Genomic DNA, 12,165 nt, shown 5'->3' on the forward strand with positions numbered 1-12,165 from the left:
GCATGCTGAGCAAGCGCGATTTACGAGCTGAATACCCTGCACAATTGGCGCTGACCGAGGCCAACCTGACCATTGCCCGCGAGGCCATCAAGAGGCTTTGGAACGAGCGCCAGGTCGAGCGCGGGCTGGCACCGAGCGCGGATCGTTCTGGCAGCTGTAAATTTGCAGCGCTGGTATGCCGAGACTTGTTTGGCGGTCGGTTGTCGGGCAATTATGACCACATGTTCGTGCGCGCTGATAATCGCGTGATCGATCTCAATGATGACCAGCAGGACGTCCTCATCCTGGGCAAGCGTGCGCACTTGCACGTTCGCAGCGCTATCGAGCACCCCGATTACCGAGAGTCCCTCGGGTACTGCCAGGCGCGAGCCAAGCGATGGGTCGAGTGGGTGATGCAACACCCAGCCATCGAGCGCTCTCGGCATGACCAATCCCCCACCTACGAACCCTTCTCATGAGTTAACCATGAAAACCCTTCAGGAAAATATTGATGCAACCCTGGCCTCACTCACCACCAAGGTGGTCTCCGATCTAGTGGAGCAGGGGGTCGTTGCCGGCCAGGCGGTTCTCTACCATGAAGATGGCTACCGCATCCTGGACGCCAAGGCGGCGGGCTTCCTCACCCAGGTGAAAGCCTATGTGACCCGCGAAAAACCGGTGGCTTATGCCCTGATCACTGACGGGCAGTACCAGTCTGATCAGCGAGCGAATCAGTCCTGCGTGCTCAGCGCATGTGTGTTGCCAAATGGCCAGGCGCGCATCGAATGCATCCTCTACCAAGAAGGTGACAATGGCATCAGCCTTGGCGACAGCCTGCCGTTGTTCTTGGACGACGATTTTCTGAAATATTTTGAGCAGCCGCTCGACTTTTCCAGGGTCAATGCTGCGGCCTTGCATGCAGCCCTGGATGAGCTGACCACTCAGCCGTTGAGGCCCTACATGGAGTTTTTCCTGTTTCAGGCCTAACTGGGCAACCGTGCATCAGGAGTATTGCCGATGAGCAAAACAGCGAAATCGAATACCAGTGGGTTCGAACCACCTTGGATTCGCGTGGTAAAAAGCCGCATCCCGGAAAACGTCGAGTTGCTCTGGGCCGATTGCGAAGGCAGTTATCATCTAGGCAGGCGCAAGGGCAACTACGTCAAGCTGGAAACCTACGGCGATGCCAGAGAAGTCTACCGCAAGGTTGACGACTTCGTTTGTTGCCAACACATTTCGCCGCCGATACCCATTTCGAATTGACCGTCGCGGGGCGCACTTTCTGCAACCGTGGTGCGCTCCAGGCAGGGGTTAAAGGCCCAGATCAACCCCGAGCACCGACTCAATCCCCACCTCATTGGCATGCACTTTCATTTCCGGCCACTTCAGGCGCCGGTACGCTTGCGCCATCGCAGCAGAGGGAAGCAGCGAAATCCCCTTGTCCAACAAGCCAGTCACAACCAGCGCCTCCTTGAGCGTTCCAGCAAAATCCTCGGAGTGCTGCAACCGTTCATCCTCGCCACGCAGTGACAGCAGAGTTGTCACGTCGCCAAAGCGCGACGCCCAATCTTCAATGATGTCGACCATGAAGCGCAGCGCTTGATGACGGTTACGCACGGCGAGAAAGTCATGAAACTCAATCATCATTGAGACGGCTTCACGCTTGACCCTGGGGTTTGAGATCAAGTCGACCATGATCTCCACAAAGGCTTGCGTATCCTCAGGGATTTTGTCGAAACCAGATCGGGGGATGTCATAGAAAACCGGCGTCTCATTGCAGGCATGACCATCCTTGATCGGCAGCAGCCCCATGTGCCAGGCAATGTAGAAGGGGGCGTACGCATAGGAAATAGGCCCATCACAGAGCATTTCCTCGGCGAATTCGGGCGGACGGTCATGCATTTGCTGCAGGAAGTCGTGGCAGCGTGTGAAATACACCATGTTTTGCTTGGTGTGGTAGTAAACGTAGTCGGACAGGGTAGAGTCATGCTGGTCAAGGTTCATAGGCCTAGCTCCTCGGCAAGTTGGGATTCGTGATCACTGGCTTTCATGTGTTCCATGGCCTCCCGCCAGCCCATGCGCCGATAAACGGTGCGATTGTCCGCTGCGCTCAGGTGTTCCCTAAAGTAGGCCCCGCCTGGGTAAGCGTCCTGGATGGCCAGCCGGATGCATTCGGACAGTGCCATTGAAATTGCAAGGTGATCGCCAGGCGCGTGGCCAGGGTCTGTTGCAGTCTTTAATCCCTTGGTAAGCAGCCGACTGAGTTTCTTTGGCGGCAGCTGAGTGACCAGCTCACCGACAAGGTGTCGGCTGAAGGCCGGGTGGCTTGTCGCGTAGTAATTGAACGTCACATCCAGCACCCGTTGATAGCGAGCAACCAGGTCGAAGGAAGGTTGCGTCAAACCCAACTTGGCAATATCCACCACACGCCCAAGGTTCTTAGACCACAACTCCCCGGACGCCTGATGCACCAACAACAGCAAGTCGGTGTAGATGACGGTGGGTGGTTTTTTCATCAGCTGCAGAAGGTTTACAGCGAGACCAGGAAAACCCTGGCGGGTGAACTGGGCAACCAGCAGCCTGAAGGTTCGTTCGGATGTGTAATCACTGTGCGGAAAAACGATTTCTGCAGTTGGAAAAAGCGCGGGATCTAGGGGCATCGGCAGGCCAACCGGGTGATGAATCAGGGAGATCCCCAGGCTACAGAGTAGTGCGTAAGGGGCGAAAGGATGTACTCAGCATAACGTGTCAGGGCTGCATGAATCTACCCATGGGTGTACGAAGACGAAGGTGTAAGCGGATTTTTGAGTGGCGAAAGCGCGTCGGAAGGGCCCGCATTGGGCGCAAGTGCGGATCAATCCAATTTAGAGCTAAATAAGATCCAGGAAAGCGCTAAATCCTTGCCTAGGGCGTCCACGAAAGCTAAGATCAACCAACCTTTACACAATTATTGATTATGACTGATCAGCAGCGCCTGGTCATAGGGAACCCAGATGTTCAAAGGCAACGCGGCGCTGATGGCGCTCAAGCAGGCAATGGCCGAACAGAAAAGCGAGCAGGAAGCGACACAGGCAGCCGAACCGAAGGTCGAAGGCCGTGTTAGTGGCCATCCCAAAGGCTACGGCTTTCTGCGCGTCGATTCACTGACCTCGTATTTCATCACCCCGCCTCAAATGAAACACTGCCTGCCCGGCGATCTGGTGCGGGCACGGATTGTTGAAGACAAGCCCGGCTCCTCCAACGCGGTGATTGAAGAGATTGTCGAGCACGGTGTTTTGGATTTTTTCGGTACCGTCCGGGTCAGGAGCGACTCCTACTTCATCGTGCCGGAATCGACCACACTCAAAGGGTGGTTCTACATTCCCCACTCCATGCGAGCGGGCCTGGTTGATGGCCATGTGGTCAAAGGGGTGGTGACCCAGCACCCGTTCCGCAGTGGCAAGGCACAGGCGCGGGTGAGCATGATCGTCGGCCATGAGTCTGACAAGGACGTGATCTGGAAACTGGCATTGGCCCGTCAGACCATTGCACGCCACGACAACCTGGGTGCAGAACTTGCCAAGAGCATCAGACCCACCTCGACTGTGATGCACGACTTGACCAACATTCCCTTCGTGACCATTGACGGCGAGTCTACCCAGGACATGGATGATGCGGTCTTTGCCGAAAAGTATGGGAACGGCTGGTATCTGTGGGTGGCGATTTCGGATGTCGACGGTCATCTGCTACCAGGCTCGCCTGTTGACCTTGATGCGCAACAGCGCGCCGTTACCACCTACCTGCCTGGCATGGTTGTCCCAATGCTCCCCTCGCAGCTGAGTGAGGGTTCTCTTTCGCTAATGAAAGGGGTCAATCGCACCGTGATTTGCGCGAAGATGGAGATTGGGCGCGATGGCAGCCTGCTATCTACCGAGTTTTGCCAGGCGACCATCAATTCCCGAGCCAAACTCACGTATCAAGCCGTGTCTGATTATGTCAGCGGCCAAACCGACCTGTTGGCTGCGCCCGACATCAGAGCCAACGTCAAGAACCTGTACTGGATGTCCAAAGCGCTGAACAACTGGCGCGAAAACCATGCGCTGGTGGCGGCAGATTCCAGCGATTATCGCTTGGCCGTGTCCGACTACCAACTGGCCAGCGTAATCCAGGAAGAGCGTAACGAGGCAATGAAAATCATCGAAGAGTGCATGGTGGTGGCCAACCGTGCGTTCGCCGAGGTCATGCGCGATGCCCAGGCGCCCTTCGTGTGTCGCCGGCAGGATGGGTTTACCGCAGATGCACTGCCCAAGATCAGTGCCATCGCCCGCCACCTCGGCGTTGCGGTGACTGATGACGAACTGCAGACCCCGGCAAAGATCAGCGAAGTGTTGCGAGCCGTGAACGCCAGTGGGCGCCTTGACTTGCAGCTGGCCACCCGATCGACCTTGTCATCGAGTTTCTATGATTGCGAAAACGGCCATCATGCCAGTCTCGGTCTGCCGATCTATGGCACCTGGACGTCACCGATCCGTAAATATGCCGACCTGATCAACCATCGACAGCTCAAGGCCCTCTGCCTGGGCGGTGGACAAACCAACCCCATCGATCCAGCCATCATGGAGCAGCTCAATCTGTGCAACCGTGGTGCGAGCCGGGCGGAGCGTGAGGTGGCCAACCGACTGTACTGCAAATACCTGGAGTATCGCGTGGGCGAATTGCTAGACGGCTTGGTAGTAGGCTTCCGCCCGAATGGCATCGATGTTGAAATCAAAGGCGTGGGGGCACGGGTGTTTGTGCACAAACGCACCTTCTCAGCACCTGATGATCTGGTCACGAACAACGACATGGGCACCGAATGCCTGGTGAATGGCCAGCTGCATGTTTCACTCGGGCAGGGCGTGCAGGTACGCCTTGATCCCAAGGATCTCCAGGAGGGGCAGCTGATTGCCACGCTGAAATAGCAAACATGAAAGGAGAAGCTTTGATTTACATCGGCCTTGGACTAATTTTGGCTAACACCCTTGCAAATAATCGGCCATCTAAAAGAACTGTGCTCCTGGCAAACCATACGCTTGTCTCCTGCTCTTTATGAACTGATTGGCTGTCGGATCATCACTTTAGAATCCAGTTCTTCGGGCAACACTCCTCACATCCCTTGGGATGAGGAGTGTTACTCCAAACCCGGAAATCTCGGGCTTTCACTATCCTAAAAGAGGGAGCAATACATGAAGTTCTGTATGACTATTGAGACGTACTGCCACAACCCTTTTTCCGTTGAGCAGGTCAATGCGATCAGAGCATATGTGTCAAAACGGCAAGAAGAAAATAAGCGTGCGGATAGAGTGTATGGTGCAATCGCCCTGGTTTCTAGCATAACCTTGCTCGTGTTTGCCCTTGCAGGGTCATTATCTGGCCTTGGTTTCTCGCTGGGCTTTCTGGCGGTTCTTGCTACAATCCTGCTCTATGTTGCAGGTGAGGCCAAGGCATATGAATGCATACACTTGGTCATACATGGCATAAATATGGCTACATATGAAACATTTGCCGATTACATTGCCCTGGTCGACGACAAATTGGTTAAATCACCTCTTGCAAGAGTACTTGTATCGAATATCAGATCCCAGAAAAGAAATATTATGCAGTTTGAAAAGGATTTGATTGACAAATTAAGCTCGGCCTAATATCGAGACTTTAGTCAAAGAAGCTATGGTGGGACTTCACACTAGCTATGCAAGTGATTTGGGACGTTTCAATTTCGGAAATCTGGTGGCACTACTATTTAGGCTGTCGCTGCATGCCAATCAGCCTGGCGGGCGTGAAGGAGGCACCCTCAAGTTCCATTATGAGAATCTCAGCGAATTGGGCTTCGTTGTAGCACGACTCAGTAGCACTCATGAAGTCGCGCATTTGCGCCGCGTCCAAGGGGTAATCGGCAACGTCCATCAGCAGATTCTGGAACAGCACATAATGCGAAATCAGCGCGATCGGCAGCGACAGCAGCACCGGGACGGAAATGGCGATGGATCCAGGGAAGCCCATTCCAGTAGCCAGGCCGAGTTGGAAGATCCCGACCTGCGCCGACAAAGCCAGCATATGGATGGTGAGGGTCTTACCTGGCGAAGCCTGTTCAATCTGATCGAGCATCTTGCGCTGCAGGGCGAACAGCGAGCCGAACAGCACAATCATGGCTGACACCACGATGGCCACACTTAGGAGAAGGCCAGCCAGTGGTGGGGCAGGGGTGAACTTTAGGATAGCCAAGACGGCGATGCCGGCGAAATTGATGCTGAGCAGCCACTGGTATTGGGTGGCTACAGTCCGGAATGACTGGCCTCCGATTACTAGCCATTGCTTGAGCAACTCATTCAAAGCCGCGCAATTGCACTGAAGTTCCGTGGGCGGACAGTCTCGTTGAGTGCGTCGGTAAAATGCCCGATGGAACGCGCCAGGCAATCGCTTGGGGGCTAGCCGACGCATGGTATGGGTGTAGAGTGATGCGATCACAAGGAAGCCCTCAGCGCACCCGCAGGGCCGCCTTGATTTGTGTGCGCCGATTCAGGCGCTTGTTCGTGGCCAGCTTGCGTTCTTTATCCGGATTCTCGAAGAGCCAGCGGACGACACCGTTGGGTTTACCCCGGTCGCTGCGGGCCCTGGAAATCCATTGCTTGATTTCACGTGGTGCTTTCATGCGTTTGCTCCAAGTAGCGCTGCCATGCGGACAGCATTCAATATTAGCACTAACTGACTAAAAGTAAAACGTAGATCGTTATCTATATTAGGCCTTAAAGGTTACCCACTACCGCGTAAAGGGTGATCAGGTTGAGAAGATGTCGTTTAATCTGTATATTGGCTTGATGAGAAAGATGATTGCGTTGCCGATCGCTCTGTTCTGGCTCTCGCGGAGGTTGGCCAGCAGCGGGCCTTTGCTGGCCCTGGGGCAGATACACCTCCAGCCATAAAGTGCCTGGCGGTCTTCAACCAGACCTTGCCGACGCTCAAGGAGACGCTGCGGTACAAGCTCCAGGTCAGCGCAGAGCCTGAGCGGGCCATCGATGAATACGTAGACATGCAAAAACTCTCCATCGTGGGCAAGCTGCTAACCGCTGAACTGTCGGGCAAGACCAGTGCTCCTGTGTTGGCCCAGGCTGCGGTTGAACAGCTGCAAACACCGTGTTACAAGCATTTTGCACAGGAACATTTCCCTGATTCGAAGGCGCTGCAGCTCAGTCGTGCGCAGATTCAAGCACTCGACCAGGACATTGATCTGAGCATGGTCGATTTGCTGCCTGAGCGCCGACAGGTGCCGATCAAGCTGGCCGCCGTGTTGCGCAGGGAGCTGCCTGAGCATTTTGCGGACGGATTGAGCATGCAGCGGGTACGCCAACGCCAGGGCAGGGTCGATGTGATGTTTTCTACCAGCCAGCCGGTGGCAGACATGTACCGCGAGGCAGTCGAGCGTAATCCCGTCCAGCAAACAATCTGCACGATCGCCTTACCGCATTTAACCGTGAGAGCGGCCAATTTGGTAACATTCACGCTCATCGCCCCAGAAGATAAAGTTCTTGGGGTTTTTGAGGCCAAAACCTGCCAGCAAGAAGAGAGTCTGTAGTGTTGGATTCAGTCAACGGTGTCATCGAAAAGGTTATCCATGCCAATGGCAAAGGATTCATCATCTTCTCGGTTCGCAATGCCAGCGGCGCCACCGTTGTCACCGGCAATGATGCAGGCCTCTACGAAGGTGACTATGTCGAGTGCGAGGGAACCTGGGAATGGCGCAATGGCAATCGCCAGCTCAAGGCGCGCAAAATCATGCCGCAGATTCCCACCACGACCGATGCCATCCTGGCCTACATCGCCTCAGGCCGCGTCCCTGGGATCAGTACCAAGCTGGCAGGACGGCTCGTGCAGGCTTTCGGCAAGGACACCTTGCACGTCATCGAGCATGAGCCCGACAAGCTGAAGAAAGTACCGGGCTTTGGCAAGGCGAAAATTGCGGCGTTGACTGAGGGCCTGGCAAAGGAGCTTGGTCATCGGGGGGTGATGCTGTTTCTGAACGGCTTTGGCCTGAGTCAGCGTCACATCAACAAGATTTTCGACACTTTCGGCTTGGCGGCTGTCGAGAAGATCAAGGAGAACCCCTACACACTCTTCTGGGAGATCAAGGGTATCGGTTTCAAGATCGCCGACAAGATCGCAGAGCAGTGCGGCCAGGCAGCGGACGATCCATACCGGATCCTGGTTGGCTTACTGACCGCCATCGACAATGCCGTGCACAGCCGTGGTGATACCTGCTTCACACCTCAGGCGCTCGCACAACAAGCCCACAAGCTGTTTGCCCGTACAGCCAGGCCACTGGATCGTGCAACCATCCTCATGGCGATGGATCTGGTCAAATCCAGCGATTTCGTCCGCGTGGACACGATCGATAGCGTGGAAATGATCTGGCCGAAGGAGCTGTACTACGCCGAGAAGAAAATCGCCAAGGATCTGTTCCGGTTGCACAACAGCACAGGCAAGATAGCCAGTGCTGACGCACTGAAAAAGGCGATTGCTGTGGCAGAGCAGGCCCTGGGCATTACCCTGTCACCCATGCAGCATCAGGCCGTGACTACGGCCCTGGCGTCCCCTGTCAGTGTGATCACTGGTGGCCCTGGCACGGGTAAAACGACCATCATGCGAGTGCTACTGCTGGCCCAACATGAACTGTTCCACGTCGCCAGCGAACAGGTCGTCCTGTGTGCCCCCACCGGCAAAGCATCCAAGCGGCTGCAGGCGAGCACCCAGATGGAGGCCATGACTCTGCACAAGGTGCTCAAGTACTCCCCTGAGGACAATGCCTTCACCTACCACGAAGATAACAAGCTGCCCTGTGAGGTCGCGGTCACCGATGAGTCGAGTATGATCGACACCCAGTTGGCCTGCTCGTTCTTCCAGGCCATCCCCTCGGGTGTCAAGCTGGTGATCGTGGGTGACTACGATCAGTTGGCCTCGGTGGGCGCTGGCAAGGTGCTCAGAGACATCATCGAAAGCGACACCATCCCGGTGGTCAGGCTTGACCGGGTATTCCGTACTGGCGAGGACTCTCAGATCAAGGTCAATGCTCACTTGATCAACAAGGGGCAGATGATCACACTGGACAACAAGTCCAAACAGAATGATTTCTGGTTCATCAAGTCATCGACCCCGGAGGCCATCGCCGACGAGATCGTGTCGCTGATTCCGCGTCTGGTGAAGCATTACGGCTACGATCCGCTGGACGACATCCAGGTGCTGACACCGATGCGGATGGGCCCGGTGGGAATGCATGCGCTCAACGCCCGCCTACAGCGCCTTTTGAACCCGAACGCCGGCACTGGCATCCGTTGCACCCAGGACGATGTCGAGGTGCAGTTCTGCGCGGGTGACAAGGTCATTCACATCAAGAACAACAACGAGCTGAAGGTGGTGAATGGCGACACCGGAAAGATCATCAGTGTCGACCTCAAGGAGCGCAAACTGATTGCTCGCTTTGAGGACGTTCAGGTGGAGTATGCCTATGCCGACCTCGATGAGCTGCGCCTCTGCTACGCCATGACCATCCACAAGTCGCAGGGCTCGGAGTACCCATGTGTGCTGATGCCTATGACCCTGGCCCACGACATCATGTTGTCGATCAACCTGGTGTACACCGGCATGACCAGGGCGCGTCAGAACATGCTGATGGTGGGTCAACTGGCGGCGGTAGAGCGCGCATTGACCAGACGGGCTACCGACCTGCGTTCCACCGGACTCCTGCACTTCCTGAAGCAACTCTGGGCCAACCAGCAAGCCTACAGCCAACCCAAACAGACCATTACAGCTTAAGGCTATATTGAACGGTGAACACGCATGATCCTTGATCCCATTGGGGAAAGCCGGCGCAAGTTTCTCAAGGGGTTGGCAGCGGCCCCCATTGTTCTGAGTGCCGTGGCCAACGCCGCCGATCCCCACCAGGACTGGCGCAAAGCCCTGCTCCAGCAAGACCGACACCTGGAGCTGTACCGCCCTGCCAGCAAAGAGCGGGCGAAATTTTGCTACTGGCGCCTGGGGCGTGGCTATGACAAGGCGGAATACCTCAAAGGCGCCTGGCTGCTGCGCGATGTTGAGTACAACAAGGAGCACTACATCGACCCGCAACTCCTGGACTGCCTTTTCGTCATACAGGAGTGGTTAAGAAGAGAAGGGCGTAAACCAGACATCCACATCCTGTCAGGATACCGCACCCCTGCGCATAATTTTAGGCTGGAGGGCGCCGCACGCCAATCCTTGCATATGAAAGGCCAAGCGGCAGACATTCACGTCCCAGGGGTGTCGACCAAATTGCTCGCGGCCATGAGCATGGTGATTTCTGCAGGCGGCGTGGGCATCTACATGGACAAAGGCTTCATCCATGTGGATACCGGCAGGGTGCGCACCTGGCGGGGCTGAGGGGAAACCTCGGCCCGTTTAAAAACTGGCGAGCGAGACTTCCACCTCGTCCCGCGCTTTACGCATGACCTCGTAATCACGTTGCCGATGTGTGCTGTTCGCCCGCAGGGTACGGATCCCCTGGAAGTCGTTGCGAACCAGATGGTTGGCCAGGCGCTGAATCGCCCGGTCGATGTCTTCCTCGGCCAGCTGCGGGTAGTCTTCCTGCAGCGCCGAACGCATCTCCGGCAGCCGCTTGTATTTACCGGACTTCATCAACAGCAAGGCCGTCGCGCTGGCCGCTTCGATTTGGTCATTGAGGGCTACATGCCGTGTCTGTTCCATGCGAACTCCATGCTAAGGCTAGGGGGCAGTCGATCCCTTCGCCACGGATGTGGCAGGCTGCTGTTTTGTGGACAATATCAGCTTTTCGATCCAGGCGCGAACACGCTCCACAAAGGCTTTCTGGAAATAAATGCAGACTAGGGTGAGCAAGACGAGAAACAGGGGGTAATGCCAGGCTGATTTGTCCCCAGCTGCCGCCAGGCAACCCGTCAATTCGGTAAAACAGAGCCCAGGATTACCATCGAACACTCGGTCGGCCCGTGCAAAGAGCATGAACAAGGGCATGTGCAAGGCGAACAGGGATAGACTGCAATTGCCGAATGGTTTCGCCAATTTGGACAGCATCGAGGTGGGGCCGGGGTTGGGAATATGCACACAGAGGTAGATCAGCGCCAGTTGTGCCGGCAGGAGCAACCCGTCATGCACCAGGAAATAGGAGACATTGCCCTTGCTGCTGAGCTCGCCTGCGTTGGTCAGTAGTAGGCTGGCGGCCACCAGGCTGCCCACCAGGATGGCCAGCAAGGCCATCAGCCAGCCACGGGTCAAGCGTACACCCAGGCGCGCATGTTGATGGTACAGCGAGCAGAGCAAGATGCCAGCGACGAACTCCGGCAGGCGGATAATCGGGTTTCGGTGGAGAATGCCAGTCTCTGGCGAACCAAACCATCCCATGGCAATACAGAGTATCACCGGCAGCAGGTACAGAAGGTTGGTCACCAGGAGCGCTTTAATGGGACTATTCAGGCGATTAAGCCACGGTGCCAGTACGGGGAAAAGCAGGTACAGGAAAAACAGAGTGGAGATCGACCAGGTGGGGAAGTTGAAGGTCAGGTAATACGGGTTCCATGCATGCAGCAAGGTCGCGTTCATAAACAGCGCCAGGTAGAGCTCAGCATCGGTCATGGTGTGCTGCATGTCGGCGAAAGGCGACCAATTGTTGGAGTCAATGGTCACTTGCCGCAAGCTCATGGTGGCGTCACTGGGGATGATGCCCAGCATGGGGAGTACCGCGAATACGGCAACCATCAGGAAGAACGAACCCAGGTGGATCGGGTAGAGGTTAGCCAGGCGTTTGACCCAGAACGATTTGCGACTGCCTGGCATGTAGGCTTGTATCTGTCCCTGGTCGCGCAGGTAAACGTGGGCGAGCAAGAAGCCCGACAAGACGAAAAATGCACTGGTGGAGAAGAAGCCCATCTCGAAGAATTTCCTCAGCCAACCCGGTACTTCAGGGTAGTTAAAGGTGTGGAAGAGGACGATGTAGATCCCCAACAAGTACCGCAACCATTCAAGGGACACGAATTTTTGCTTGGTGCCAGAATTCATGGTCTGGCTCACGAGAGATGACGACACGACAGAAATCCATGCACAAGGGGTGGTGGTGCCGCCAGTATACGCCAAAAATCAATATACGCATTAGTCGTGTTTTAGGTTGAG

14 protein-coding genes are annotated in these 12,165 nt (G+C 55.7%); 8 read left to right on the plus strand and 6 right to left on the minus strand.

Annotation, left to right across the window (positions count from 1 at the left end):
* The first annotated feature begins 2 nt into the window (after positions 1-2).
* Genes DV532_RS27650 through DV532_RS27660 form a run of 3 tightly spaced genes read left to right on the plus strand, consistent with a single transcriptional unit; the run spans position 3 to position 1,242 of the window.
* Positions 3-458: a hypothetical protein gene (locus DV532_RS27650; RefSeq protein ID WP_056798821.1), complete on the plus strand. Its 456-nt coding sequence runs from the start codon at positions 3-5 to the stop codon at positions 456-458.
* 7 nt (positions 459-465) lie between these two features.
* Positions 466-966, plus strand: a complete 501-nt coding sequence (locus DV532_RS27655) for a hypothetical protein (RefSeq protein ID WP_056798819.1) — start codon at positions 466-468, stop codon at positions 964-966.
* Positions 967-996: 30 nt separating this feature from the next.
* Positions 997-1,242 (plus strand): hypothetical protein, encoded by a 246-nt coding sequence (locus DV532_RS27660; protein ID WP_056798817.1) that lies wholly within the window; start codon positions 997-999, stop codon positions 1,240-1,242.
* Positions 1,243-1,290: 48 nt separating this feature from the next.
* Here the strand turns inward: DV532_RS27660 and DV532_RS27665 are convergent, their stop codons facing one another.
* The gene (locus tag DV532_RS27665) at positions 1,291-1,983 is read right to left on the minus strand and encodes a hypothetical protein (protein WP_056798815.1); all 693 of its coding nucleotides are present in this window, start codon (positions 1,981-1,983) and stop codon (positions 1,291-1,293) included.
* Positions 1,980-2,639 carry a hypothetical protein gene (locus DV532_RS27670; RefSeq protein WP_056798812.1) on the minus strand — a complete coding sequence of 220 codons (660 nt, stop codon included), beginning with the start codon at positions 2,637-2,639 and terminating at the stop codon, positions 1,980-1,982. Before DV532_RS27670 ends, DV532_RS27665 begins: the two co-directional genes overlap by 4 nt.
* Positions 2,640-2,972: 333 nt before the next feature.
* Between DV532_RS27670 and DV532_RS27675 the strand changes: the two genes are divergently transcribed.
* Together DV532_RS27675 and DV532_RS27680 are read left to right on the plus strand one after the other, a co-directional pair.
* Positions 2,973-4,919 carry a VacB/RNase II family 3'-5' exoribonuclease gene (locus tag DV532_RS27675; RefSeq protein ID WP_056798810.1) on the plus strand — a complete coding sequence of 649 codons (1,947 nt, stop codon included), beginning with the start codon at positions 2,973-2,975 and terminating at the stop codon, positions 4,917-4,919.
* 264 nt (positions 4,920-5,183) lie between these two features.
* Positions 5,184-5,639: a hypothetical protein gene (locus DV532_RS27680; RefSeq protein WP_056798807.1), complete on the plus strand. Its 456-nt coding sequence runs from the start codon at positions 5,184-5,186 to the stop codon at positions 5,637-5,639.
* A gap of 94 nt (positions 5,640-5,733) precedes the next feature.
* Here the strand turns inward: DV532_RS27680 and DV532_RS27685 are convergent, their stop codons facing one another.
* Together DV532_RS27685 and DV532_RS30545 are read right to left on the minus strand one after the other, a co-directional pair.
* Positions 5,734-6,144, minus strand: a complete 411-nt coding sequence (locus tag DV532_RS27685; RefSeq protein ID WP_156675927.1) for a hypothetical protein — start codon at positions 6,142-6,144, stop codon at positions 5,734-5,736.
* A gap of 328 nt (positions 6,145-6,472) precedes the next feature.
* The gene (locus tag DV532_RS30545) at positions 6,473-6,646 is read right to left on the minus strand and encodes a hypothetical protein (RefSeq protein WP_162949007.1); all 174 of its coding nucleotides are present in this window, start codon (positions 6,644-6,646) and stop codon (positions 6,473-6,475) included.
* 378 nt (positions 6,647-7,024) lie between these two features.
* Here DV532_RS30545 and DV532_RS27690 point away from each other — a divergent pair, with 378 nt between their 5' ends.
* Genes DV532_RS27690 through DV532_RS27700 form a run of 3 tightly spaced genes read left to right on the plus strand, consistent with a single transcriptional unit; the run spans position 7,025 to position 10,404 of the window.
* Positions 7,025-7,567 carry a hypothetical protein gene (locus DV532_RS27690; RefSeq protein WP_162949008.1) on the plus strand — a complete coding sequence of 181 codons (543 nt, stop codon included), beginning with the start codon at positions 7,025-7,027 and terminating at the stop codon, positions 7,565-7,567.
* The gene (locus DV532_RS27695) at positions 7,567-9,801 is read left to right on the plus strand and encodes an ATP-dependent RecD-like DNA helicase (RefSeq protein ID WP_056798800.1); all 2,235 of its coding nucleotides are present in this window, start codon (positions 7,567-7,569) and stop codon (positions 9,799-9,801) included. The genes DV532_RS27690 and DV532_RS27695 overlap by 1 nt, the downstream gene beginning before the upstream one ends.
* 24 nt (positions 9,802-9,825) lie before the next feature.
* Complete coding sequence (locus tag DV532_RS27700) at positions 9,826-10,404, plus strand: DUF882 domain-containing protein (protein WP_082476808.1); 579 nt, start codon at positions 9,826-9,828, stop codon at positions 10,402-10,404.
* Between the two features lie 18 nt (positions 10,405-10,422).
* On the opposite strand, the gene DV532_RS27705 is transcribed toward DV532_RS27700, so the two are convergent.
* Together DV532_RS27705 and DV532_RS27710 are read right to left on the minus strand one after the other, a co-directional pair.
* The gene (locus DV532_RS27705) at positions 10,423-10,728 is read right to left on the minus strand and encodes a hypothetical protein (RefSeq protein ID WP_056798797.1); all 306 of its coding nucleotides are present in this window, start codon (positions 10,726-10,728) and stop codon (positions 10,423-10,425) included.
* 18 nt (positions 10,729-10,746) lie between these two features.
* Complete coding sequence (locus tag DV532_RS27710) at positions 10,747-12,129, minus strand: acyltransferase (RefSeq protein ID WP_236707503.1); 1,383 nt, start codon at positions 12,127-12,129, stop codon at positions 10,747-10,749.
* Positions 12,130-12,165: the final 36 nt, after the last annotated feature.

Source organism: Pseudomonas sp. Leaf58, assembly GCF_003627215.1.
GTDB lineage: Bacteria > Pseudomonadota > Gammaproteobacteria > Pseudomonadales > Pseudomonadaceae > Aquipseudomonas.

What these genes read in the sequence shown, in the direction of transcription:
- DV532_RS27680 (WP_056798807.1), top strand. Translation starts at nt 5,184, where the DNA reads ATGAAGTTCTGTATGACTATTGAGACGTACTGCCACAACCCTTTTTCC.
- DV532_RS27675 (WP_056798810.1), top strand. Translation starts at nt 2,973, where the DNA reads ATGTTCAAAGGCAACGCGGCGCTGATGGCGCTCAAGCAGGCAATGGCC.
- DV532_RS27650 (WP_056798821.1), top strand. Translation starts at nt 3, where the DNA reads ATGCTGAGCAAGCGCGATTTACGAGCTGAATACCCTGCACAATTGGCG.
- DV532_RS27665 (WP_056798815.1), bottom strand. Translation starts at nt 1,983, where the DNA reads ATGAACCTTGACCAGCATGACTCTACCCTGTCCGACTACGTTTACTAC.
- DV532_RS27705 (WP_056798797.1), bottom strand. Translation starts at nt 10,728, where the DNA reads ATGGAACAGACACGGCATGTAGCCCTCAATGACCAAATCGAAGCGGCC.
- DV532_RS27690 (WP_162949008.1), top strand. Translation starts at nt 7,025, where the DNA reads ATGCAAAAACTCTCCATCGTGGGCAAGCTGCTAACCGCTGAACTGTCG.
- DV532_RS27655 (WP_056798819.1), top strand. Translation starts at nt 466, where the DNA reads ATGAAAACCCTTCAGGAAAATATTGATGCAACCCTGGCCTCACTCACC.
- DV532_RS30545 (WP_162949007.1), bottom strand. Translation starts at nt 6,646, where the DNA reads ATGAAAGCACCACGTGAAATCAAGCAATGGATTTCCAGGGCCCGCAGC.
- DV532_RS27660 (WP_056798817.1), top strand. Translation starts at nt 997, where the DNA reads ATGAGCAAAACAGCGAAATCGAATACCAGTGGGTTCGAACCACCTTGG.
- DV532_RS27685 (WP_156675927.1), bottom strand. Translation starts at nt 6,144, where the DNA reads ATGATTGTGCTGTTCGGCTCGCTGTTCGCCCTGCAGCGCAAGATGCTC.
- DV532_RS27670 (WP_056798812.1), bottom strand. Translation starts at nt 2,639, where the DNA reads ATGCCCCTAGATCCCGCGCTTTTTCCAACTGCAGAAATCGTTTTTCCG.
- DV532_RS27700 (WP_082476808.1), top strand. Translation starts at nt 9,826, where the DNA reads ATGATCCTTGATCCCATTGGGGAAAGCCGGCGCAAGTTTCTCAAGGGG.